Source organism: Acinetobacter sp. ACZLY 512 (genome assembly GCF_023614015.1).
Taxonomy (GTDB): domain Bacteria; phylum Pseudomonadota; class Gammaproteobacteria; order Pseudomonadales; family Moraxellaceae; genus Acinetobacter; species Acinetobacter soli.
In genome coordinates this window covers 128,690-153,811 of record NZ_JAKIVI010000006.1, presented here as the reverse complement: position 1 = coordinate 153,811, position 25,122 = coordinate 128,690, and the positions used below count along the sequence as shown (strand labels likewise).

General features: G+C 41.5%; 25 protein-coding genes. 14 read left to right on the top strand and 11 right to left on the bottom strand.

The features are described 5' to 3' along the window. The first annotated feature begins 181 nt into the window (after positions 1-181). The 4 genes from L2096_RS08855 (at position 182) to L2096_RS08840 (ending at position 4,868) form a co-directional block, all read left to right on the top strand. Entirely contained in the window at positions 182-487 is a 306-nt protein-coding gene (locus L2096_RS08855; RefSeq protein ID WP_025094892.1) for a hypothetical protein, read from the top strand. A gap of 258 nt (positions 488-745) precedes the next feature. Continuing rightward, positions 746-2,122: an ABC1 kinase family protein gene (locus L2096_RS08850; RefSeq protein ID WP_025094891.1), complete on the top strand. Its 1,377-nt coding sequence runs from the start codon at positions 746-748 to the stop codon at positions 2,120-2,122. A gap of 226 nt (positions 2,123-2,348) precedes the next feature. After that, entirely contained in the window at positions 2,349-3,632 is a 1,284-nt protein-coding gene (locus tag L2096_RS08845) for an acyl-CoA dehydrogenase family protein (protein WP_250365259.1), read from the top strand. 30 nt (positions 3,633-3,662) lie between these two features. Beyond that, positions 3,663-4,868 (top strand): acyl-CoA dehydrogenase family protein, encoded by a 1,206-nt coding sequence (locus L2096_RS08840; protein WP_025094889.1) that lies wholly within the window; start codon positions 3,663-3,665, stop codon positions 4,866-4,868. Positions 4,869-4,914: 46 nt separating this feature from the next. Here L2096_RS08840 and L2096_RS08835 read toward each other — a convergent pair whose 3' ends face one another. Next, positions 4,915-6,138 carry an alkane 1-monooxygenase gene (locus L2096_RS08835; RefSeq protein ID WP_250365240.1) on the bottom strand — a complete coding sequence of 408 codons (1,224 nt, stop codon included), beginning with the start codon at positions 6,136-6,138 and terminating at the stop codon, positions 4,915-4,917. A 194-nt stretch (positions 6,139-6,332) separates the two neighbouring features. Here L2096_RS08835 and L2096_RS08830 point away from each other — a divergent pair, with 194 nt between their 5' ends. Beyond that, entirely contained in the window at positions 6,333-7,268 is a 936-nt protein-coding gene (locus L2096_RS08830) for an AraC family transcriptional regulator (RefSeq protein ID WP_212515490.1), read from the top strand. A gap of 36 nt (positions 7,269-7,304) precedes the next feature. Here L2096_RS08830 and L2096_RS08825 read toward each other — a convergent pair whose 3' ends face one another. From L2096_RS08825 to L2096_RS08815, 3 genes are all read right to left on the bottom strand, one after another. Continuing rightward, on the bottom strand, positions 7,305-9,173 hold the full coding sequence (locus L2096_RS08825) for a SurA N-terminal domain-containing protein (RefSeq protein WP_151746169.1): 1,869 nt from the start codon (positions 9,171-9,173) through the stop codon (positions 7,305-7,307). A 135-nt stretch (positions 9,174-9,308) separates the two neighbouring features. Then, positions 9,309-9,581, bottom strand: a complete 273-nt coding sequence (hbs, locus tag L2096_RS08820; RefSeq protein WP_004936869.1) for a non-specific DNA-binding protein Hbs — start codon at positions 9,579-9,581, stop codon at positions 9,309-9,311. A 166-nt stretch (positions 9,582-9,747) separates the two neighbouring features. Continuing rightward, complete coding sequence (locus L2096_RS08815; RefSeq protein ID WP_048763749.1) at positions 9,748-10,206, bottom strand: phasin family protein; 459 nt, start codon at positions 10,204-10,206, stop codon at positions 9,748-9,750. A gap of 176 nt (positions 10,207-10,382) precedes the next feature. Between L2096_RS08815 and L2096_RS08810 the strand changes: the two genes are divergently transcribed. The 8 genes from L2096_RS08810 (at position 10,383) to fdx (ending at position 16,486) form a co-directional block, all read left to right on the top strand. After that, entirely contained in the window at positions 10,383-11,036 is a 654-nt protein-coding gene (locus tag L2096_RS08810; RefSeq protein WP_212515489.1) for a hypothetical protein, read from the top strand. Between the two features lie 109 nt (positions 11,037-11,145). After that, a complete protein-coding gene (locus tag L2096_RS08805; protein WP_004946658.1) occupies positions 11,146-11,619 on the top strand; it encodes an Rrf2 family transcriptional regulator in 474 nt (157 codons plus the stop codon). 1 nt (position 11,620) lies between these two features. Next, positions 11,621-12,838 carry an IscS subfamily cysteine desulfurase gene (locus tag L2096_RS08800; RefSeq protein ID WP_004936859.1) on the top strand — a complete coding sequence of 406 codons (1,218 nt, stop codon included), beginning with the start codon at positions 11,621-11,623 and terminating at the stop codon, positions 12,836-12,838. A gap of 70 nt (positions 12,839-12,908) precedes the next feature. After that, a complete protein-coding gene (gene iscU / locus L2096_RS08795; RefSeq protein WP_004936858.1) occupies positions 12,909-13,295 on the top strand; it encodes a Fe-S cluster assembly scaffold IscU in 387 nt (128 codons plus the stop codon). Positions 13,296-13,317: 22 nt separating this feature from the next. Further along, positions 13,318-13,638, top strand: a complete 321-nt coding sequence (gene iscA / locus L2096_RS08790) for an iron-sulfur cluster assembly protein IscA (protein WP_004936854.1) — start codon at positions 13,318-13,320, stop codon at positions 13,636-13,638. A gap of 82 nt (positions 13,639-13,720) precedes the next feature. Next, on the top strand, positions 13,721-14,236 hold the full coding sequence (hscB, locus tag L2096_RS08785; RefSeq protein WP_004936852.1) for a Fe-S protein assembly co-chaperone HscB: 516 nt from the start codon (positions 13,721-13,723) through the stop codon (positions 14,234-14,236). Between the two features lie 33 nt (positions 14,237-14,269). Further along, complete coding sequence (gene hscA, locus L2096_RS08780; RefSeq protein ID WP_004936849.1) at positions 14,270-16,132, top strand: Fe-S protein assembly chaperone HscA; 1,863 nt, start codon at positions 14,270-14,272, stop codon at positions 16,130-16,132. A 15-nt stretch (positions 16,133-16,147) separates the two neighbouring features. Beyond that, positions 16,148-16,486: an ISC system 2Fe-2S type ferredoxin gene (gene fdx, locus L2096_RS08775; RefSeq protein WP_004936847.1), complete on the top strand. Its 339-nt coding sequence runs from the start codon at positions 16,148-16,150 to the stop codon at positions 16,484-16,486. A 50-nt stretch (positions 16,487-16,536) separates the two neighbouring features. Here the strand turns inward: fdx and L2096_RS08770 are convergent, their stop codons facing one another. The 7 genes from L2096_RS08770 to L2096_RS08740 all read right to left on the bottom strand — a co-directional run bounded on the left by L2096_RS08770 (position 16,537) and on the right by L2096_RS08740 (position 24,591). Further along, positions 16,537-17,976 (bottom strand): adenylate/guanylate cyclase domain-containing protein, encoded by a 1,440-nt coding sequence (locus L2096_RS08770; protein WP_151746172.1) that lies wholly within the window; start codon positions 17,974-17,976, stop codon positions 16,537-16,539. 55 nt (positions 17,977-18,031) lie between these two features. Beyond that, positions 18,032-18,466: an HIT domain-containing protein gene (locus tag L2096_RS08765; protein WP_004936845.1), complete on the bottom strand. Its 435-nt coding sequence runs from the start codon at positions 18,464-18,466 to the stop codon at positions 18,032-18,034. 143 nt (positions 18,467-18,609) lie between these two features. Then, positions 18,610-22,071: a transcription-repair coupling factor gene (mfd, locus tag L2096_RS08760; protein WP_250365258.1), complete on the bottom strand. Its 3,462-nt coding sequence runs from the start codon at positions 22,069-22,071 to the stop codon at positions 18,610-18,612. Between the two features lie 60 nt (positions 22,072-22,131). Further along, positions 22,132-22,485 (bottom strand): hypothetical protein, encoded by a 354-nt coding sequence (locus L2096_RS08755; RefSeq protein WP_004936838.1) that lies wholly within the window; start codon positions 22,483-22,485, stop codon positions 22,132-22,134. 116 nt (positions 22,486-22,601) lie between these two features. Beyond that, entirely contained in the window at positions 22,602-23,384 is a 783-nt protein-coding gene (locus tag L2096_RS08750) for a glutathione S-transferase N-terminal domain-containing protein (protein ID WP_004936836.1), read from the bottom strand. Positions 23,385-23,397: 13 nt separating this feature from the next. Then, complete coding sequence (rraA, locus tag L2096_RS08745; protein ID WP_004936834.1) at positions 23,398-23,913, bottom strand: ribonuclease E activity regulator RraA; 516 nt, start codon at positions 23,911-23,913, stop codon at positions 23,398-23,400. Between the two features lie 12 nt (positions 23,914-23,925). Continuing rightward, the gene (locus tag L2096_RS08740) at positions 23,926-24,591 is read right to left on the bottom strand and encodes an NAD-dependent epimerase/dehydratase family protein (protein ID WP_055414555.1); all 666 of its coding nucleotides are present in this window, start codon (positions 24,589-24,591) and stop codon (positions 23,926-23,928) included. 208 nt (positions 24,592-24,799) lie between these two features. Between L2096_RS08740 and rpsT the strand changes: the two genes are divergently transcribed. Next, the gene (gene rpsT / locus L2096_RS08735) at positions 24,800-25,069 is read left to right on the top strand and encodes a 30S ribosomal protein S20 (protein ID WP_004925626.1); all 270 of its coding nucleotides are present in this window, start codon (positions 24,800-24,802) and stop codon (positions 25,067-25,069) included. Positions 25,070-25,122: the final 53 nt, after the last annotated feature.

The window sequence follows — 25,122 nt, the reverse complement described above, 5'->3', positions numbered from 1 at the left end:
TAATCTTCATCACTGTATTTTTTTCTTTGTAATTTACTCATTATAGTCTGTTCATTTACTTGTAGACTTTCATCAACAGCGGACCAACACGCTTCGCAAAGATTTCACATTGAGTTGATTAAACTCATCTGAGCGAATAATGTGATAAGTTTTGATTGATCCATCTAGAGGTACATCCGATATGAGTTATAAGCATAATAATCTTATGGCAATGCGTGAAAAGTACTGGAATGACGACGCTTCACATCATGTGCAAAATGAAAAAACGTTCTTTTGCGAAACCTTGCAAGAACACAAAATTTTTGATCAGCCTTCACTTGACGATGCGCGATACTTCTTTTTTACACTCCCTAGTATTGTGATTGTAAAAGGATACGCCTTGGGTTTTACTCACGATTCGGTCAAGAGCATGATTGCCAAGCATATTGAAGCCAACAAGGTTCAACTCAAACAGCGTCACCAGATCAAGATTCAGTATGCGATGTAGTCAAGCTGGATACTGAATAACAATACTTGGTGAAAAAATTGAATGAATTCAGATAAATCGACTGCAGTTCATCACAATTCAGTTTTATTCACTTACAAAATTGCCTTAAAATACGATACCCTCAAGTTTCAGCGTCTGATTGCAGTAATACTTTTCATCTTTTAAACAGCCTATGACTGTTTTAATACGATTAGAGCCTGTAGTATTCGTTACAATTGTCTTCATTACTTTTCTGCGTGTTTCAGCAAAGGATTTTATATGTCAAATCAGAACGATAAGCTTAAGAATTTAAAAACTTCTTCGATGGATCGACGCTTATCGATCGCAAAAGCCTCGTTCCTCGCAGGCACGCGCTGGGCCACTGCAAGTGCAAGCTCAATGTTTTCAAGTGAAGCAGAAAAGGAAAAGAAAAGAAAAAAAGCCATGACCGAACAAGCCAATTATTTGGTTTCTGAAATTGGCAAGCTGAAAGGCTCTATCGTCAAAATCGGCCAGATGATGGCACTGTACGGCGAGCATTTTCTACCTGAGGAAATTACTCAGGCACTCAATACCCTCAATAACCAGACCGTCGCATTGGCTTGGCCTGCAATCAAATCGCATTTACAAACACAACTGGGCAGTAAGCTAGATGATCTTATCATTGATCATGAACCTATCGGTACCGCTTCATTGGCACAGGTTCACCGCGCAACACGTAAATCTGACGGTCTAGAACTGGTATTAAAAATTCAGTATCCAGGTGTGGCCGAAGCCATTGACTCGGATATGAGCCTGTTTAAAAACATGCTGAAACTCACCCGCATGGTGCCGCAAACACGTGAGTTTGATCAGTGGTTTGAAGAAGTCAGAGAAATGATGCACCGTGAGGTGAGTTACGATATTGAAGCTGCAACTACGCGTCGCTTTGCAGAGCGCTTAAAAAGCGATCCCCGTTATGTTGTTCCTCAAATTGTCGATCGCTACTGTACCAGCAAAATCTTATGCATGACCTATGAACGTGGCGTCCCAATTAATAGCCCCGTGATGTTGTCTTTGCCACAAGAACGCCGTAATCAACTGGGTGAAGCTTCTCTTGAAATTGCTGTCCGCGAGATTTTTGAATGGGGAGAAATGCAGACCGATCCAAACTTCGGCAACTATTTGGTACGTTTGGGCAACGGCGATGACATCAACGATAAAATTGTTTTACTCGATTTTGGTGCGATCCGCCAATTCGATGATCATCTGCTCAACGTTGCACGTAATTTGATTCAGGCTGGCTATCATCACAGCAGTGAAGAAATGGTTGCAGCCATGACAGGTTACGGTTTCTTTGACTCAATCCCGCAAAGCATCAAGCCAGATATGGCCAAGGTTTTCTTGCTGGCAACTGAAGCTTTTAGTTCACCACAAAATAACCCAGACATGCCAGAAGGTCTGATGGATCAGGATAACCGCTATGACTGGAAAAAAAGCCAGCTACATAGCCGTGTGATGCAACAAGCCAGCAAATCGATGGCCTCGCGTTATTTTTCTGTACCGCCAAAAGAATTTATGTTTATCAGCCGCAAATTCATTGGTGCATATACCTTTATGACCGTGATTGAAGCCAAAACCAATGTTCGCCGTATGATTCAAAAATTTGTTCAATGATTCAATTGACTAGGATGACATTTGTCATCCTAGTCAATTCCGTTAAAAGCTCATTTTTAAAAATCGATTAAATTCCATAATATTCATATACTTATAAATATAAAAAATTGTCTTTTACCGTTAATCTAAATTCTTTCACCTGTCATCCATGACATAGTCTTTACTTGGGCAGCATGTCAGCATAGTTCGTATTCCCTTCAGGGCAACGGAGTTTGCAATGTCAAATATGGTGAGTAAGGCGCAAGGTTTAGGACTATCATTGATTACCAAACTTGCAGGAAGTGACGTACTTGATCAACTCAAACTTAGAAAGTTTGTAGAGCGATCACTTTATCAAGGTTCAAAAACAGGCTTTAAGGCGCTTTCAAAAGCGCAGAAAACGTTTAAATCCAACTCAATTGATCGACAGCGCCTGCCTCGGCAAAACAAAGATTTATTTGATTTGAGTTTGACCGTAGAACAAACCATGACGCGCGAAGCCATGCGCAAATTTGCACAGGAAGTGCTCTATATACATGCACATCAAGCTGATCATGACGGACAATTCCCCGAAACTATTTGGCAATATCTAGATGAACTTGGCCTGAATTATTACGCCCTTCCCGAAGCTGCAGGAGGTGTAGCCAGTGAGCAAAATATTGTGAGTAATATTTTAATTGCAGAAGATCTGGCGCAAGGTGATTTTAGTCTAGCCGCAGGGATTTTAAGCAGCTTTAGTGCCATCAATGCGATCACTCGCTGGGGATCACAAAGCATTCAATCACGTTATTTATCCGCTTTTGCTGAAGATAGTCAGTTAAAAGCCACTTTTGCAACTCAAGAGAATACTGCCGCATTTAATCCGTTCCAGCTTAAAACGACAGCCAAGCGTGAAGGTGACCATTTTTACTTGGATGGACAAAAAACACTGGTGCTTTTAGGTGAGCATGCCGATCTTTACCTCGTCAGTGCCATGCTTGAGGGCCAGCCCGATGTATTTGTAGTTGAGCGAAGTGACACCATTGCCATAAAGTCATCGCCGGCGATGGGTTTAAAAGCGACTGAAACGATAACACTTGAGTTTCAGCAGACCCCTGCCCAGCGCTTAGGTGACGATGATTTTGACTACAGTGCATTTGTCGATTTGGGTAACTTGATGTGGTGTGCCATGGCAGTTGGCACTTGCGAGGCGGTCAAACGCTATTGTATTGACTATGCCAATGATCGGATCGCCTTTGGCGAACCTATCTCGCATCGTCAAAGTGTGGCATTTATGGTGGCCGATATGGCGATAGAGATTGATGCAATGCGGATGCTGGTTTGGAATGCGGCCAGTCTTGCAGAAGCTGGTCAATCCTTTCATCGTGAAGCGTACTTGGCTCGTTTATTGTGTGCCGAAAAATCCATGCGGATCGGCACAGATGGCGTGCAAATTCTGGGCGGTCATGGCTTTACCAAAGAACATCCTGTCGAACGCTGGTATCGAGATTTGCGCGCAACTGCGATTGTTCACTCGGGCTTACATGCATAAACACACGACAAGCAGAAGAAAGGATATGCCATGAACTTACAAACTCCCAAAAAATTTAAAATGATGGTCAGTCAGGCGCATGATGTCGCAGTCAATGTTTTACGCCCCATTTCACGTAAATATGACAAAGCTGAGCACGCCTATCCTAAAGAACTCGATATGATTGCCTCACTGATTGACGGCATGAATGAAGGTGGTGACGGAATCAATGCAGGCGCAGCGGGTGCGAGCAAACGCGGCGATGAAAATCGAGAAGGCATTCGAAACGGCACCAATATGTCAACCGCACTCGGTATTATAGAAATGTGCTATGGCGATACCGGATTACTGCTCAGTATGCCGCGTCAAGGACTTGGTAACTCTGCAATTGCAGCAGTAGCGAATGACGAACAACTGAAACGCTTTAAAGGCATCTGGGCTGCAATGGCCATTACCGAACCCAATTGTGGCTCCGACTCCGCTGCCATTCGAACCACCGCAGTAAAAGACGGTGATCACTACATTTTAAATGGTGAGAAAATATATGTAACATCGGGTGCTCGTGCTGATGCCGTGGTGGTTTGGGCAACACTGGATCGAAAGCTGGGTCGAGCTGCAATTAAGTCGTTTGTGGTGCCTAAAGGTACGCCGGGCATGACCATTGAACGTCTGGAGCATAAACTTGGAATTAAGGCCTCAGATACCGCTGCAATTAGTTTTGTCGATTGTCGAATTGGTGCCGAAAACTTGCTTGGCAATGCCGAGATCGATGTTGCCAAAGGCTTTGCAGGAGTTATGGAAACTTTTGATAACACCCGCCCACTGGTTGCTGCTATGGCCATAGGATGTGCCAAGGCATCACTTGAGCGCATTAAAATACTGTTAAAAGATCATCTCGATTCACATTACAGCACCCCCTATTTACAGACTTCTCATTTGGCGGCGCAGGTCTATCGAATGGAAGCTGAATGGGAAGCGGCCCGTTTATTGACCCTTAAAGCGACATGGATGGCTGACAATAAACAACCCAACTCGAAAGAGGCCTCAATCGCAAAAGCCAAAGCTGCACGGATTTGTAATGAAATCACCCTAAAATGCGTCGAACTCGCGGCAGGTTTGGGTTATAACGAAGATGAACTACTCGAAAAATGGGCGCGTGACTCAAAAATTCTGGATATTTTTGAAGGAACTCAACAAATTCAGTTACTCATTATTGCACGGCGAGAACTCGGTAAATCGTCCAGCGAGCTCAAGTAATTCAATTTTTTAAGTTTAAAAAAAGCCTCTAATGAGGCTTTTTTATTTATTCAGATGATTGCATTGGATCGGTTAGACCAAATTTTGCAAACAATTTGGCACGGCGTTTAGGATATATATTGGCTTTAGATAAATCGCCTTTATAATGCGCCAGCACACGCTGATCCATCATTTTGAACCAAAGTGGTGGAATCATGGCTGGCAATAACATGCTGGCATATCCGCTCGGTAACTCAGGTGCTTCATCGAAATGGCGTAACGCCTGAAATGGTCTTGTTGGATAAGCATGATGATCAGAATGACGCTGTAACTGGTACAAAAATAAATTGGTCACAATATTATTATTGTTCCAGCTATGCTCAGGCATGGTTCTTTCATATTGACTATTCTCTTTTTTCTGCCGTAATAGGCCGTAATGCTCAATATAGTTAATAATTTCAAATAAACTAATGCCATAAAATGCCTGAGTCACCAAATAAGGCAGTGTCCCCTTACCAAATATACCCAGCATACTGCTGTGAAAAGCAGCACTCATACCCCAGCCTTGCAACAGTTCATTCTCCTTCGACCAGAACTTTTTGCCTTTACGTTTTAGACGCGTTGTTTCAATTTCGATCGCAGATTTAAGTGAACCAAATACGGTGCGTGGCCAAAATTCATAAAAGGTTTCTCCCATTTGCGATGACGCGGGATCTTCTGGGGTTGCCGCACGTTTATGGTGCCCGTAAGGATGTTCGATCCGAAAATGGTTATAGCCAGTCGGAACCAAAGCCAGATGTGATAAAAGATGATCAATGCGATCCTGTTTATGACTTAATTCGTGTGCTGTATTCACGGCAATGCCATTAATCGCCCCCATTGAAATGCCGAGTAAGATTTTATCTAAAAACGATGTTTGTTTACGGCTCGTTAGATAGCAAGCATATACGTTGGCGATATATTGCAAAGGAATGAATGTTTTGACTAACCGAGCATAATAGGGATCATTTTCGAGTTGTTTGATCTCTTCCACACTCGGATTACTGGCATCTTTGCCAATCAGCGTATCAATCGTCGGAATAATTACGTGCAGAAGTAATGGACCGCCCAATGCAAAGATCTTTTTGATCGGACGAGGAGAAAATTGATAGCCTGCCAAAATTCCGATACCCAAAACTGGAAGCGCAGGACTGATCATCCATAAATAGCGTTTGCGATCAATCTCACGCATCGACTTAGTTGCCTGAATGGCGTCTTCTAAAGACGGGTCCACTTTCACTGGTGCGTTCATTGTGCATCCTTTCTTTTTCTTGCCTTGTGTTAAAGCTATGATTATGTATTCTGCGCCGTTAAAACAGTCGTATGCGTCCAAAAAACCTATTTAAACGTCTTTGGCATTTTCATCCATTTCAATGACCTAAAATCACATGTAGATGAGAAAATCACGTAATATAATCAAGACATAAAAAGAATCTGAAACGCGGTATGGATGCACTGAGTAAAATCTTTGATGATATTCATTTAAATAAGTCTGAATATTTATACCTCAAAACCCAAGGTGAATGGGCTTTTCATTGCGGTGCACAAGATGCATTGGTGACTCATATCATCTTGATGGGAAGTGCAACATTTTACATCACCGATGGCACGCAGGTCGAAGCACAGGCAGGCGATATTGTGCTGATTCCCTCTGGAAAAGCACATCACGTCTCGAATGACAGGCAGAGTAAGCTGATTGACAGCATGAGTATTGATCATCTATTCAATGGTCATCTCAATGACGCGATTGAATTCGGCTCTGGATCAAATGAACACGCCCTGATCTTTACTGTGCGTAGTCATATTGATATGCATATGGCTGGGCCACTACTCGATGCTTTACCTGCATTTCTTCATATTCATCATGCCATGAGTTCGACTGGGCCTGAATGGCTACGCGTCGGGTTGTATTTTGTGGCACTCGAGACGCAGCGGATTCAACCGGGTCGAGATAAAATTTTTGATCATTTGATGAGTATTCTTTTTATTGAATGTGTTCGCGATTATATTGCACAGCTTGACGATCAAGAAAGCTGGCTTACTGCACTGAAACATCCAGAATTGTCTAGCGCTCTAGCGGCAATTCATGCATATCCCGAACAGCCTTGGACGGTCGAAACACTAGCAGATCAATGCTGTATGTCGCGTTCAAAATTTGCCAGTTTGTTTCAGAGTGTGCTACGCGAAACGCCACTGGCTTATTTACAGCAACATCGTTTACGGCTCGCGGTCCAACTACTCAGAACCAGCAACTTCAATATTCAGCAAATTGCCCATAAGGTGGGTTATGCTTCTGAAACTGCATTTAGTCAAGCCTTTAAGCGACAGTTTGAACAAACACCCAAACAGTATCGACAAAGTATTAATGTAAATATCGAGTAAAAAAAGCGCCATTTCGGCGCTTTTTTTAATTGAAACTTATTTTATTTTTGCATGAGACTTCAGATATTGGGTGTAATCATCCAACTCCTGTTGTCCGCGGAAACGTTGATAAAGCTTATTCAACTCTTGAAGCTGCTCTGGATTCAATGCATCAACTGCTTTTGAATTGACATCAGATACGGCAACCACAACCATTTCGTCGGGTAGCTTAGTCGCAGCTACAGACCACATACCAGCTTTTGGTGCGCTTAGGCTAAATGCTGTACGTTCAATTTCGCGTTTTAGGCCTTGAGAGCGAGCAAACACTCCTGCATTTTCAAAACGTAAACCACTTTTTGCAACAACTTGTGCCGCAGGTTGTGTTTTAAAGTCATTCAGAATCGTTTGAATTTTTGCTTGAGCAGCTTTAAAGGCCTTATCTTCGATGAGTTTAGCACGCACTTGGGCAGTTGCAGCGGCTAAAGGTTTTACACCTGCTGCATGATAATTGCGGACTTTCACCCAAATCGTATCACCATTGGCCAACTGAATGTTGGTCGATGCATTACGGTCACCGTTCTTTACATCATCACTAAAGAGTTTTGCCTTGACACCGGCTTGACTCAATAGTGGGTGTTGCGTTCCAACTGTGACGCCGTTGAGTGCTTCAACTTTGCTGCCTTTTACTTCTTGAGCAACTGAATCTAATGCATCACTACTCACCACCATTTCATTTAAACGATTGATGGTGTCTGAGTATGCATTTGCTGCCTTAGACTTTTGTAATTCAGCAGTTAATCTGGCTTTTTCTGCCTCAAACGAAGGCACATTTTGCTGAGCCGTTTCAACCTGAATAATATGATAACCATATTGCGTTTTCACAGGTTTTGAAATCTGACCATTTTTCAATGACTGAACTGCCTGATCGAAATCTACCGAGAAGACACCCGGTTGGTAAGCATCGACTAAACCACCATTAGCTTTTGAGCTGGTGTCATCTGAATACTGCTGCGCGGCCTGAGCAAATGAAGTTCCAGCCTGAATCTTGGCATAAACATCATTAGCCAGTTTCAATGCTTGTGCATCAGTTCGGTTATCCAAAGTAATCAAGATGTGCTTTACATTTCGTTTGGCATCTTTCTTTTGATTTTCTACAAAAGTGCTATAAGCCTGTTGCAATTCTGCTTCAGTAACCGCCGCCGGTGCCGTCGTTACCTGTGATGGTGAAACCACAATATAGTCGACATCTACACTTGCAATCTGTTTGAAGCTGTTTTTATGTGCATTGTAATAGTCAGCAATTTCTTGATTGGTTACACTGATATTCTTCTTATATTCATCAAGCTTAATGCTAGCCAAATGCAACGTACGCTGCTCTGTTTGTAAGACAGCAACTTGCTGGAGATCATGTTTACTCACCAGTGCTGTATCGACGATGCTTGACGTCAGCATTTTCAAAGCATGATCTTGACGAAGACTTGCGATCAATGCCTGACTGGTCATGCCAACCGAGCGCAAGTAATTGCTGTATAAGGTTTCAGAAAATTTACCATTTTCCTGGAAACTTGGTTGCTGAGCCAGCATTTGTTCAATTTGTGCATCGCTCAAAGAAATGCCTAATTTTTCTGCTTGCTGTAACAATAGACTACGAGCAATAAGGGTATTGAGCGCATTTTCTTGAATATACGATTGATTTAATAAGGTTTCATCACCTTTCACTAGCGACAAATACTGTTCTTTATAGGTTTTGGTTAAATTTTCCAAATCCTTTTTGGAGATATCTTGACCATTTACCGTTTTAGCAACATCTGCTTTGTTTCCCCCGCCAAAATAACCTTCAATTCCCACGAGCGCCAAAGGGGTCAAAAACAAAATCAGCAGGACTTTTCCAAGCCAACCCTTAATGACTTTACGAAACGATTCCATAAATATTCCAATATTTTATTTCGGAGGGATTTTAACTGAAAAACGCTATTGAATGAATGTATGAAACACTCAGAGACGCATCTTTTTTTAATAAAAAACGCGCCTTAAGATGGCGCGTTTAATTTTATTAAAAGATTAAGCAACAGAATCTTTTAAACCTTTACCAGCTTTAAAGCTTGGTACTTTGGTCGCTTTAATTTGAAGCTCTTCACCAGTTTTTGGGTTACGGCCCGTACGCGCAGCACGATCTTTCACGCTAAATGTACCAAAACCTACTAAAGTGACAGAATCACCTTTTTTAAGCGCTTCTGTTACAGAAGCAATAGTCGCATCCAATGCCTTACCAGCATCAGTTTTAGACAATCCCCCTTTCTCCGCAATCGCATCAATTAATTCTGATTTATTCATGAAGGTAACGTCCTCTTAATTCGTTTATTTGAGATCCAAGGCTGAAGTTTAAAAAGGCCATGACGCCTTTATAGCAATGCTTTAGGGGGAAACGCAATACTACCTAAGCTGTTTTAGTTAAAATAACGACGAATTTATGAAGAAATTTGCCAAAATCAGTTTTTTCTCACTTTTCATTTAATTTCGCTTGCAACTTTTGATTTTCTTGTATCAACAAATCAACTTTTGCCGTAAGTTGTACTAACATTTGCTCCAGATGCTGAACGTCTTTTGTAGTCACAAGACCAATCCGATTCAGCGAATGATGGACACTATGGTCAATCATCTTTTCAACTTTGTCCTTTGTATCAACGACAGATTCTTTGGCTTTTTCAGTTACCCGATGTACAGTTTGATCGGCAACATCTTGGGTTTTTGACTCAAGCTCTTCTCCAACTTTGACCAATGAGTCAAAAAGCTTATTCCCTTCTTCCTCTGCACGTGAGAAAGCCCCTAAACCAGCCAACCAGATCTGCTTGGTATATTTTCTAAAATCTAACGCCGATTTTCGAGAAGCTTTTATTTTTTCACATTTTTTTTCTGATTCATTGTCTAGATCATCTGCATTGACTGATTTTTTTTCCATTCGTCGTTACTCCTGATTACTTTCGCATCACTTTGTCGGATTTGTATTAAAAATGCTTCTATAATAACAAGCCAGCACTTGATCGTTTATTAAAAGTGTTCTACAAAGCAAACTAAATTGATTTTTATATCGAGCTGTATTACTCAACACATGCGTTATCTAAGGATTCACTTTTTATGAGCGAAGCGCAACAAAGAAAAGAACAAAGTTATTTGTTGCTCAATATTATTTTGATCATCCTTGAAACTGTCTTCACTTTTATCTTAAAGAACGACGGTGTCATTGCTTTGCAAGCAAAAAAGTTTGTTCAGAACAAAGTGACCATCCGCATCAACAGTTATCTTCCTTATTTCGACTGTTATGTACAGTTTTGTGAAAAAGGCATTTTGTTCGATTATAAAGCGCCAGAGCACCCGGTAGATCTTACCGTCAATACGACTTTAATGGATTTATTTAAAGTGTTGTCTGTGGGTAATCGCTATAGCATCAAAAAAATGCGCATTGAAGGCGACGAACAACTTAAAGAACAATTCAAAGATATCATTCTTCACTTTAGTGTACCTAAGCTTTTTGCAGACTGGAAACAATGGTTAAACCAACCAGCTTCTCCAGATGATATTTTAGGTTCAAAAAAGCGAATCGCTCCCCTCTTGGACAAGATCGATCAGCAACGCACCCATATCAATACGCTAACTGTCGAAGTGAAACAATATAAAAACCGTTTACGTCGCTTGGAGCGTCGTCAGCGCATCACTAATATCAGCTTTGGTATTACGACAATCGTTTTGGTTTTGTTATTGGTGTATACTACGTGGCTGAATTACAACTAATAGAAAAATCTGATTATCTAAAGCGATTTAAATGACAGTGAAAAAACTTGACTAATTTAGTCAGGATTCATAAAATTCCATTATCTAGTCTCAACATGTGTACCGAATCATGCGTCTTACAACTCGCGGTCGCTACGCAGTGACTGCTTTACTTGATTTAGCCTTGCAGCCAACTGAACAAACGATCACGCTAGCAGAAATTGCAGCTCGCCAATCCATTTCAGTGGCCTATCTCGAACAACTCTTTGCAAAACTTAAGCGTCATGGCTTGGTTTCGAGTGTTCGCGGAGCAAATGGTGGTTACCACTTGGCACGCAACTCTGCCGAAATCACGGTTTTAGAAATCATTGAAGCAGTTAATGAAACTGTCGATGCCACGCGTTGTGACCATAAAGGCAATTGCCAAAACGGTGCAATGTGCTTAACACATGACTTATGGCAAGAACTTTCTCACCACATTGCCGATTACTTAGCAAAAATCACACTGGCTGACTTGATCGCACGCGACAACGTTCAAACCGTTGCACTACGTCAAAATTCAGTTCATTTCGATTCACCGCTTCTTTCGGTTACAGGTATTTGACATGAAACGTCCGATTTATCTTGATTATGCAGCCACCACTCCCGTTCTTCCAGAAGTAGCGGAACGTATGATGGAATGTCTTACTTTTGAAGGCACATTCGGTAATGCTGCATCACGTTCACATGCATATGGCTGGCAAGCTGAAGAAAAAGTTGAATATGCACGTGAACAAGTTGCCAATTTAATCAAAGCAGATCCACGCGAAATCGTTTGGACTTCTGGTGCAACAGAATCTGACAACCTTGCGCTTAAGGGTATCGCACAATTTTACGGTTCGAAAGGTAAGCACATTATTACTAGCAAAATCGAACACAAAGCTGTGCTTGATCCATGCCGCGAACTTGAAGAAGAAGGTTTTGAGATCACCTATCTAGAGCCAGAGCCACGTACAGGTTTGATTACGCCTGAAATGGTGAAGGCTGCGCTTCGTCCAGACACCATTCTTGTTTCACTTATGTTGGTCAACAACGAATTGGGTACGGTAACTGACGTTGCTGCGATTGGCGAACTTACACGTGCCAATAAAACATTCCTTCATGTCGATGCTGCCCAAGCAGCAGGTAAAGTCGAAATCGATCTTTCGACCATGAAAATTGACTTGATGAGCTTCTCTGCGCATAAGGCTTATGGCCCTAAAGGTATTGGTGCACTTTATGTTCGTCGTACTCCACGCGTTCGTTTGAAAGCACAAATGCACGGTGGTGGTCACGAGCGTGGTATGCGTTCAGGTACTTTGGCAACACATCAAATTGTTGGCATGGGTGAAGCGTTTGAACTTGCAGGAAAAAGTATTCAAACAGAACAAGCGCGTTTACGTGTTTTACGTGACAAATTATGGAATGGCTTGCAAGGTCTAGAGCAAGTTTTCTTAAATGGTCATCCGACACAAAACGTTGCAAACTTCCTTAACGTAAGTTTTAACTTTGTAGAAGGCGAATCCTTGATGATGGCATTAAAAGATGCTGCTGTATCAAGTGGTTCAGCATGTACATCTGCTACCCTTGAGCCATCGTATGTATTACGTGCTCTTGGTTTGTCGGATGAACTTGCACACAGCTCAATTCGTTTTAGCTTCGGTAAATACACCACAGAAGCGGATATTGATCACGTGCTAGAAGTAACCAAAGCCGCTGTTGAGAAACTTCGTGAACTTTCTCCGCTTTGGGATATGTACAAGGAAGGTATCGACCTTTCTACGGTTGAATGGGCTGAACACTAATTTTAATTGAAATCGGTGTTTTAACCCTCATATTTAATATTAGGCTGACCCCGAGGTTTGGAGAAGCAACATGGCTTATAGCGAAAAAGTAATTGATCATTACGAAAACCCACGTAACGTTGGCGTTTTAGACAAAAATGCTGAAAATGTAGGCACTGGCATGGTTGGTGCTCCTGCATGTGGCGACGTAATGCGCTTACAGATCCAAGTAAATAATGAAGGCGTTATCGAAGAAGCACGCTTTAAAACTTATGGCTGTGGTTCTGCGATTGCCTCAAGCTCTTTGGTAACAGAGTGGCTAAAAGGTAAGACGCTTGATCAAGCACAAGCGATTAAAAATATCGATATTGCAACCGAGCTTGCATTACCTCCTGTAAAAGTACACTGTTCAGTACTTGCAGAAGATGCAATCAAAGCCGCAATTGTCGATTATCGCAACAAGCAATCAAAAGCTTAATTAGCACTACAACGGAGTTTTCATGATTCACTTAACTGAAAATGCAGCAACTCATGTGCGCAACTATTTGCTCAACCGTGGTAAAGGCGAAGGCATTCGGGTGGGTGTGAAAACTTCTGGCTGTTCCGGTTTGGCTTACGTGCTTGAGTTTGTCGATGATGTTAATCAGCACGATGAAATCTTTGAACAGCATGGTGTAAAAGTGTTTGTAGATCCAAAAAGTCTAGTTTATCTCGAAGGTTTGGAGATGGACTACGTCAAAAATGGATTGAATGAAGGCTTTGAATTTAATAATCCAAATAAAAAAGGTGAATGTGGTTGCGGTGAATCCTTTACCGTTTAATCCTTAACCTTCCCTTCTTCTTAATTAAAAACAGTGATCTTCACTGTTTTTAATTTATGATTAACTTCGGAATTCATCTCCCATGAATCATTTTGAGTTGTTTGACTTACCGGTAGCACTCGACATTGATTTAGTCGCTTTAAAAAATAATTTTCTGAAATTACAACAGCAGTATCATCCAGATAAAGCTGTAGATAAAGAACAGGCGCTTATTCAATCTAGTGACATTAATCAGGCTTACAAAACCTTAAGTAATGTCGATAGTCGTGCTGCCTATATGTTGGCGTTGAAAAAACAAGATCATCACCTCGACCAATCTATTCATGATTTTGAATTTTTACAATCTGCACTCGAAATTAGAGAGCAGCTTGATGAAGCCTCGACTCCATCTGAGCTTGATTTACTCAAAAATGAAGTGAATCAATGGATCGATGGTCTTATTCGCGAATTTAAAATTGACTATAACGATGAAGACTGGTCGGAAGCACGTGACACCGTACGAAAATTACGTTTTTTTCAACGAGTCTTAAACGATATAGACAAAGCAGAAGATCAGCTACTTGATGAAGATAGCTTCGATCTTGATGACGACTTTTAATTTTACTGCATAGATTTACTCAAGGGATTTTACATGGCACTCTTGCAAATTGCTGAACCTGGTCAATCAAGTGCCCCACACGAGCATCGCATTGCGATTGGTATTGACCTTGGAACAACACATTCTTTGGTTGCAACAGTTCTTTCTGGGCAAGCCAAAGTGTTACAGGACGAAAAAGGCCATGTCTTATTTCCTTCGATTGTGCATTACGCCGATCAGTCGATTGAATATGCCAACGATGCCAAACCATTTTTGACTACTGATCCGCAAAATACCATTGTTTCGGTCAAGCGCTTTATGGGACGCTCAAAAGCGGATATTAAGTTTCAGCACCCGTACAAACTGGTGGGTAATGACAATGAAATGCCTGCATTTGAAACGGCGCAAGGGCGTAAAACGCCAGTCGAAATTTCTGCAGCCATTTTGACTCAGCTCAAACTTCGCGCAGAAGATAGCCTAAAAAATCCGATTAATGGTGCTGTAATTACAGTGCCTGCGTATTTTGATGAAGCACAGCGTCAGGCAACGCGCGATGCGGCCCAGCTTGCTGGATTAAACGTGTTGCGTTTATTGAACGAACCCACTGCGGCGGCAATTGCATACGGTTTAGATCAAGAAAACCAGTTAGCTCAAGACCACAATTATGTGATTTACGACTTGGGTGGCGGAACATTCGACGTTTCCATCTTAAGATTTTCACAAGGTGTTTTTGAAGTACTGGCTACTGGTGGACATACGGCTTTAGGCGGGGATGACTTAGATCGACTCATTGTTAAATGGGTGAAAAAACAGTTACAGATTGAATCACTCGATGATCACGAATATGCAGCCTTTATTGTGGCTGCACGTAGTGCAAAAGAACAACTTTCTGAATTGCCTGAAGTGACCTTTAAAGCACTGGATCATCAGATCGTACTTACCCGTAGTGATTTTGAGTCGATTATTCAAGTTGCACTCGATAAAACCATTAGTGTTTGTAAACGTGTCTTACGTGATGCAAAACTCAGTTTAGATGAGATTGAGAAAGTGGTTTTGGTGGGTGGTTCTACACGCTCGTATGCCGTTCAAAATGTGGTGCGTGAAGTATTCAAACAAGAACCACTCTGTTCAATCAATCCTGATGAAGTCGTGGCAATTGGTGCATCGATCACTGCCAATCAATTGATTGGTAATACACAAGATGGATCACTTCTGTTGGATGTTACGCCATTGTCTTTAGGTTTAGAGACGATGGGTGGTTTGGTTGAGCGACTGATTTCTCGTAACACTGCAATTCCTGTGGCACGCCGCCAAGAATTTACCACGTATCAAGATGGCCAGACTGCAATGTTGATTCATGTGGTTCAAGGCGAGCGTGATCTGGTTGAACATTGTCGTTCTCTGGGTAAGTTTGTACTGCATGGTATTCCACCAATGACTGCGGGTCAGGCACGCATTGAAGTTACGTTTCAAGTGGATGCAGATGGCTTGCTCAATGTTTCTGCGCAAGAAACCACATCCGGCGTCAAAGCACAGATCGATATTAAACCATCTTATGGGCTTTCTTCTGCAGATACAGAACGCCTATTGTTAGAAGGTTTCGAGCATGCCGAAGAAGATAAAAATCTTCGTCACTTGCAAGAAACCAAAGTTGAAGCGCAACGCGAACTCGAGGCACTCGAACAAGCATTGAAAGCCGATGCTGAATTACTCGATTCATCGCAGGCAAAAGCACTTGTTCAAGCGAAAGAAGCGCTTCAGCAACAATTACAATCGAATGATATTGCTCAAATTGAAGCAGCTGTCGCCAAGCTTAAGGTGCATAGCGATGAATTTGCTGCTATGCGCATGAATCGTCATATCGATCATGCACTTAAAGGCACCAAACTTGAAGATTGGTCAAACTCACAGAAATAAAACAGGTGAATTACTATGCCACGTATTAAAGTTCTTCCGCATACACAAATTTGCCCAGATGGTGCTGAGTTTGAAGTAGAAGAAAATGCCAACCTTTGTCAAAGCTTGCTTGCAAACGGCATTAAGATTGAACATGCTTGCGACATGTCATGCGCATGTACCACATGCCACGTGGTTATTCGTAAAGGCTTTGATAGCCTTGATGAAATGAATGATGTTGAAGCAGATTTACTTGATCGTGCTTGGGGCTTAGAGCCAGATTCACGTTTGTCTTGCCAAGTAAAAGTGGTGACTGAAGATTTGGAAGTCGAAATTCCAAAATACACCATCAATCATGCCTCAGAAAATCATTAATCAAAAAAAAGCCATCGTTCAACGATGGCTTTTTTATATGCTTTAGCGGATTATTCGGATTTTACTTCATCTTCAAGTGACAACTTCACCACGCCTTCACTATTGGTGACTGCCTGCTGATCTTGAATACGCTGGATCATTTTTTCCATCACTTCAATCAGCTGTGCGTATTCATAACGCTGTACTTCTTCTAAATTTAACAGTAGATGAAAGCCTTTATACTCATAATCAAACCAGCGCTGAAACTCCTCATGGCTTCCCGTATATTTTTCAAGAATTTGCCAAGTTTTAACCGCGTTTTGAATACCTTTTAAATAAATTGGCGCTTTCGGCGCACATAAAAAATCATCTTTAATGAGCTGGTAAGTTTCATCCGAAATTAAAATTTCATCAACTTCTGCTGCATATTGCAAACGTGCTGCCAAGTTAACATCACGACCTACTATGGTATAGGCCATACGATATGTCGCACCATAGTTTCCCACGTGGCAATAACCCGTACTAATTCCCATCCGGATATTTAAAGCGGGATATCCCATTTTTTTCCAGCGCTCTCGTAACAGTTTCATTTGCTGACGCATCGCAATGGCCATCTCAACACAGGATCTGGCATCTTGCTGAACACCCTGAGAATTTGGATCACCAAAGAAAATTAAAATGGCGTCGCCCATAAACTTGTCAATTGTTGCTTCGTACTGATTGGCAATTTCAGTCATATGACTCAAATAATCATTGAGCAAAAAAGCCAAATCGTCTGGAATCAATGTTTCTGAAAGCTCGGTAAATCCCTGAATATCAGAAAAAAATACGGTCAATTTTTTACGTTTGTATTCAATTTTAGCTTCTGACTCTCCGCGCATAATCGACTGCCATAACTGCAAAGGTGCATAACGGCTTAACTGATTAGCAAATGTCATATAGCGCGTCATTTGGTTGTAATAGTCTTGACGCTCTAAGTTGAGTTTTTCAATATATAAATTTTGATAGTAATTGCCCATACTGATAAAAATAATCAGGCAAATCAAACTGATCACGATTAATTCTTGGCTAGTCGCTCCGAGATAACCATGAAAACCGAAAATAAACAGTGTGTTGAAGTAAAAAAAGGCAATACCAGATAATACAGCCAGAGCCATCACAGCAAATGGAATTCGGCTGTTGATCGCACTGTATAAAAGTGCAAACAGGCTAACAAAAGTTAAAACAAGATTTAAATGAACACCCGCCAGAAACATTGATACCACAATGGTATCTATAATAAAAAAAACGCTGAGAACAACTTTTCTTTCAAACTTATCTTCTAAGTAGCGATTAAGTTTTGGAATAACAATTAAGATGGCTAGGAAAAGCGCAGGAACAAAGATTTGAACAGTTGAATCAGGTGAAGTGAAGGCATATATCACCAAATTGAGTGAGAGAATGAAGTATCCCATCATCCGATGAAAATACATAAATTGTTGAGGCTCTCTCTCAAGCAATCTCGTGAGCATCCTATCCTCCACTTCGCAGCTTAGGCTGCATCATTCCAGATGCAGCACATTGGACTTAGTCCATACGCCAGTCAAATGGCATATCACCTTGACCACGCAATGCCAGCATTAAGGTTTGACGCATATGCGCTAAAACATCATTAGAATACGGGACCGCAGGTGTTCCCCATACTGGTTTCGGCCAAACGGAATCGTTTTGGTAACGCACAACATGATGAAAGTGTAATTGAGGCACCATATTACCGAGTGCAGCCACATTCATTTTGTCTGCACGAAACACGCGCGCCAGTTGGCTCGACAACCAGCTTGATTCTCTCAAAAATTGTTCTTGATCAGCTTGGCTCAGTTCATAAAGCTCTGAAACCCCAGGAACACGTGGGATTAAAATAAGCCATGGAAATTGCATATCATTCATTAAACGACATGTTGAAAGCGGAAAGTCGCCAACAAAAAAAGTATCTTGAGCAAGTTGTGGATGCAAACTAAACATATCTTTATAAATGACACAATAACAGTGATGGCTAATACTATCACATCAGTTGTGATGTGAATATTATTAGCCAAGTGTTTACTTACAAATATCAATGATTTTGTTCAAAAAAATCGAGTTAAATACAGCACGCTAATTTGCTTTTATACATTCAACTCATTAATAAGTTTAGATAATAAATCCTGCGCAAATTGGATACGTTTATCATATGCTTCAAGCTGAACCATGACTTTAAGGCGCTGCCCACCTTCCATACGGTAGTAGGTCGGTTGCTTTTGCATAAGCTGAATAATACTGATTGCCTGAACTGGTGTATCTTGAGCAAACTCGATGTAGCCACCTTGCGTGTTGAGATCAATCTTGGTGATTCCCAACTGCTCAGCTTGCAGTCGAATGTGATGAATACTAAACAATTGCTTCACAGCAGGTGGTAGTGTACCGAATCGGTCAATCAATTCCATTCGAATATTGTCTAGTTTCTCTTGAGTGTCGGTATTACTGATACGCTTATAAAACAGTAAGCGCTGATGTACATCGCCCAAATATTCATCCGGGATCAAAGCTGGCATATGTAAATTAATTTCGGCTGTGAGCGTGAGCGGCGCATCAAAGTTAGGCGTTTTACCCTTTTGAATCGCTTTGGTTGCTTTTTCAAGCATTTCCATATACAGGCTATAACCAATCGCCTGCATAGATCCACTTTGCTGCTCGCCCAATAGTTCGCCTGCACCACGAATTTCTAAATCCTCTGTAGCCAGCATAAAACCGGCCCCTAACGTTGATGCGCGTTGAATCGCATCCAGACGCTTTTCTGCATCCCCTTTAAGGTGTTTGATTGAAGGCACCAATAGATAGGCATAAGCTTGATGATGCGATCGCCCAACACGGCCACGAAGCTGATGGAGTTGCGCCAAACCTAGCTTATCGGCTCGCTCCATAATAATGGTGTTGGCATTGGGTACATCAATACCCGTTTCAATAATGGTTGAGCAAACCAAAACATTATATTCTTTGTGATAAAACTGCTGCATCACTTGCTCAAGTTCGCGCTCGCGCATTTGACCATGTGCCACGGCGACACGCGCTTCTGGCACCAAATTACGAATATTTTCTGCTGCACGCTCAATCGTATCCACTTCATTGTGCAGGAAATAAACCTGACCACCTCGAAGCAACTCACGTAAAATGGCTTCCTTAATGGAGTCATCGGTATGTTCTTGAACAAACGTTTTGACTGCTAGACGTCTGGCTGGTGGCGTTGCGATAATGGATAAATCGCGCATGCCCGAAAATGCCATATTTAAAGTTCGCGGAATTGGTGTTGCTGTAAGGGTCAACATATCGACATCAGCACGCATGGCTTTGATTCGCTCTTTATCACGAACACCAAAGCGATGCTCTTCATCGACAATCATCAGTCCAAGGTCATGAAATTTGACGGTTTCCTGAAGTAACTTATGTGTACCAATCACAATATCGACTTTACCCGCCTCTAAATCTTCAATATTTTTTTGATGGGTTTTATTCGAACCAAATCGCGATAATACTTCAATACGTACCGGCCAGTCGGCAAAGCGATCTTTGAAAGATTCATAATGCTGCTGGGCTAATAGTGTCGTGGGAACCAATACAGCCACTTGCTTATTGTTTTGCACCGCGACGAATGCCGCACGCATGGCCACTTCAGTTTTTCCAAACCCAACATCACCACATACTAAACGATCCATTGGCTTAGCCAGTTGCATGTCATGCAAGGTCGCCTCAATAGCATTAGCTTGATCGAGTGTTTCTTCATAAGCAAAGCCACTTGAGAATTGCATATACAGACTATGATCCAGCTCAAACGCAAATCCCGGCTTAGACTGACGTCGTGCTTGTATGTGAAGCAACTCCGCAGCCACATCATGAATTTGCTCCAGTGCTTTACGTTTGGCCTTGTTCCATGCATCAGTGCCAATTTTGTGTAATGGCGCTAAATCTGGATCCCCTCCACTGTAGCGGCTAATCAAATGTAAATTGGTGACAGGCACATATACTTTTGCAGCATCGGCATAATCGAGCTGCAAAAACTCATAGTCCTGTCCATCAATCTCCAGCGTGACCAAACCGGCATAACGCCCTACACCATGATCGATATGTACAACCGGGGCACCTATACTAAGTTCTGTTAAACTGCGGATCAGAAACTCTTCAGAGACATCTTGCTGGCGTTTTCGACGACGCTGAACGACTCGATGCTCATAAAGTTGATTTTCAGAAATAACCGACAGTTGATCAACGATCACCAAACCACGATCAAGAGGCGCACTGGTAATTGAAATAGGATGCTGCTGCTTTAGAAAATCTTGAAAGCTGTCGATTGTTGGGATATCACCCAAACTTGGACGTAGCGCATCCTTTAGGGTTTCACGGCGACCGGCACTTTCTGCAACAAGTAAAACTGGATGACCAGCCGAATCGATATAGTTTTTTACGACTTCAAAAGGTTGCTGTTTTTTTGGATCGACAGGTAATCGTACAGGTTCTGCTGTTGGTAAGTTAATTGCACCTGCACGAGATGGAGCTGGTGTAGTTGACACTTCGATACGAGGCAGTTGATTGAGTTGCTCTAACACTATATTAGGCGTTAAAAATAATTCTTCTGGCGCCAAAATTGGGTGATCGATATTGTGTCGGCGGCTTTCATAACGCTGTGACACATCTTTCCAAAATGAGATTAAAATCTCATCCAATGTATCATTTGTAATGACAATGCAATTTTTAGGTAAGTATGAAGTAAAGTAACTACCCTGTTGTACACTTTCTTTACTAAAAAATAGCGGCAGATAGAACTCAACACCAGGCGATGCAATACCGTCTAGAACATCTTGATAAATCGGATTTTTCTTTGGATTTGCAGTTGGAAATGCTTCTGCATAACGCTCACGAAAAACAGATCGACCTTCTTTTAACGGAAACTCTTTAGCAGGTAAAACACGAAATTGCTTTAAACTTTCTGTCGTACGCTGGGTTTCAGGATCGAAAAACTTTAATGTCTCAATTTCATTATCAAACAAATCGATACGAATGGGCTGTGATTGTCCAGAGGCGTAAATGTCCATAATACTACCCCGAACTGCAAATTCACCATGGTCATATACAGTATCGACTAAATGATATCCTGCCTGAATCAATCTTAATTTTTCTTTTTCTAAGTCAAATTTCTGCCCAACCTGAATGTCAAAATGCTCCCCCACAATCCAAGAAATTGGGGCAATTTTTTGTGCAAGCGTTGAAGCTGAAATCAATAATACGCCCTGCTGCGGCATATTGGCCAATATTGCTAGACGTTCAGACACAATATCTTGATGCGGTGAAAGACGATCGTATGGAAGAATTTCCCAATCTGGAAAAATAACCGGTTTTATGCCATAAAATTCCAATTCACTTTCAAGTTGTGCAAGATGCTGGCTATTCTTTGCAACCACTACAATCAGTGACGAGATTTGAGCAGACATTTCTTTGAATAGAAGTGCACCAGATGAACCCAAGAGTGAACCGATCCAGCGTTTCTCGCCTGTTTTTAATTGCTGTAATTTGAGTTGTGAAATTTCGTGTTGGAACATTGAGGTCGCATATCTAGTAGACATGCGCTGTATCTTAGCATGTCCGAATTGATCTATGCCTTACTTATCTCGTTTAAACTCTCGATAATAATGATTCAATTTTTCAATAATTGCCTTGAATTCTCGTAAGTTATTCTCGTTATTTTGTAGCCGCTGCACATAGTTTCCAGTAGCAATTTCAAGATCGATTTTTTCATTAATCACAATACTTGCAAGGTAAAGCGCTGCCAAATCATCGAAACGATTCAGACGGCGATTCGAAAAATATTCGAGTCGTTCTGAAAGCGTATTTACCACTATGCCGTTTACACAGTAGCCCTGTTCAGGATGATATGAGATGTCATGATCTTTCATATACTGGGCTTCTAGATTGTTTTTGGAGCCACCCACCCAGTCCGTGATTTTTTTAAACATGTCTTGTCTCAGCTTCGATCAGGATGTTCAATTTTACCCGATTTCGTCATGCCAGAACACGTAACACGCATTCTGGCAATCTCATGCATTATGTCCAAATTGATTAGATTGGGTGTTTAAGAATGTCCATACTGTTTTTTCAAGTATTGAACAATAAGCGCCGACTCAAATAATTTGGTTTGCGTATTTGGATCATACAAATACGGCACTTGCATTTTCCCCTGCATGAGTGGCAATTGCTTTTCACGCTTCCCACCTTTCAATGGGCAATATTTACCGGGTTTCAATCGTAAAACAGCCGGCCCCATATCTTGCCAACGCTCTTTAGAGACATTATGCAAAAGATAAGGTAACTCCAATTCTGTTAGCGTCTCTCGAACTAAACGAGAGTAAGGACTCGCCTCAAAACTCCACAACTCAAGTAACTGCTCTGGCGCTGCCCGATCAATAATTTTCTTATTGACCCATACACCACGTGCTGTATTGACAAGCGTTGCCAATATCCCTGCAACAGGCAATTTCGGATAATGAGCATATTTCTCAGGTGTTTTGCCTGTTTGTCCATAATGCTTAAATAGATGCTGAATAATCAGCTCTGACTCATACAACTGATCACCCGTATTTTCATCAATTAAGAAAGGAAATTGAGTCTTACCGCCTTTTTCTTTTACAAGTTTCCTATACTTTTGCCCACCTTTAGGACATGGATAGACTTCAACATCCAGATTTAATAAGGTAAGAACTTCTCGAACACGTCGAGAAAAGGGCGATCCTTCAAACTCATAGAGTTTAATCGGTTTTTCTGGCTGCTTTGGAAATGCAGTTCCAGTCACTCCGCGCCCGCCTTCAATAATACTGGCAGCAACGGATTGTAAAACTTTAACTTGATGAATCAGCATAAAACAACCTTTATTAAAATTGATGAAGTGGTTCTTCTGTCACAATTATTCCATTGTTGTCGGCATATAGATAATGGCCAGACTGAAATGTCACATTTCCAAAATAAACAGGAATATGTGTTTCGCCTATCCCTTTGCGATGACTTTTTTGAGGAATTGCAGCCAATGCATGCACACCCAGATCAAGTGTTCGTAGTACGTCAACATCACGGACACACCCGTAGATCACAACCCCATGCCAGCCATGTTCTACAGCAGATGCGGCAATCATATCACCCATTAATGCACAGCGCATCGATGCACCGCCATCTACCACTAGCACCTTTCCATGCCCAGGCGTTGCTAACAGCTCTTTTACCCGGGAGTTATCCTCGAAGCATTTCACTGTAACAATTTCTCCCCCAAAGGTTTGGCGTGCACCATAACTTTTAAAACTCTTACCGTCTAACGATGGCACCAGTACTTGAATATTTTTGTCTGGATGATCATCAAGTAAATCACAGGTCACAAACGGTACCACTGTTGTCATTTTATTCTCCATTTATGTCATTGTTTGAATCTGCAAATTATCATATATCTGTAAAGGTTGTATTTGCTGCTTTGACGCAGTTAGCATTGCTTTAGCCACTTGATCTGCATGAACCGGCTTATATAAAAATGGCTTCTTCACAAGATGCTCAAAAACAGTAAATGCGCGCTGTCCAAGTCCTTCAAGTAAACGCTGCTCGTCTCTCATGCCTATTAAAAGTGACGGCTGGAAAATCGAGACCCGATATAGCCCAAGCGATTTAATATATTCTTCGAGCTCCCCCTTCACGCGGTTATAAAAAAACATAGAAGATACGTTTGCACCTAATGCACTGATAAATAGAAAGTGTGTTTGCTGATTCTGTAGCAAATCTGCTACATGTGCATTGATCTCGTAATCCACCGCATAGAATTTTTGTTTAGACCCTGCTTTTTTTAAAGTTGTGCCTAAACAGCTAAAAACATGGGTATATCCAGACAAATCTTCATCATTTAATAATAAAAAATCATCGAGCACATATTGTTCAACACGAGGAATATCATTCAATGCGTCATTTTTGTGCCGTACAATAACGGTGATCGCATCGAAGAATGCTGAAGTTTGTAGCTGTTCAAGTAATGCGCTTCCAACCAAACCCGTCGAACCCAAAACCAGTGCTTTATTTTTTAAATTAGACATGTTTTTTACTACCGAATTATTTTTATAGCTAATTTAACGTTTTCTTTAGCATTAATCAGCATCAAAAACGTAGCAAAAACGTCTCAAGGCTTGACTTACCGACAGGGATTCATCAAAATATGGCACTTGTTTACGGGCTGGTGATTGTTTTATTTTTTAAGTAAAGCTTCAGCCCGCCCAGACCAATCAAATTTCAAGGAGTGCAAGAGTGGCAAACTCTGCTCAGGCAAAAAAACGTGCGCGTCAAAACGTTAAAGCGCGCAAACACAACGCAAGCTTGCGTTCTATGGTTCGTACATACATCAAACGTACTGTAAATGCAATTGCAGCTGGTGATTATACTGTTGCTACAGAAGCTTATAAAAAAGCTGTTCCTGTAATCGACCGTATGGCTGACAAAGGCATCATCCACAAAAACAAAGCAGCTCGTCACAAGAGCCGCTTGAATGCTCAAGTTAAAGCACTTGCTTCTAACTAAGTAATTCATAAAAAAAGCCCGATGGGGCTTTTTTTATGTCTGCTATTTAGCTT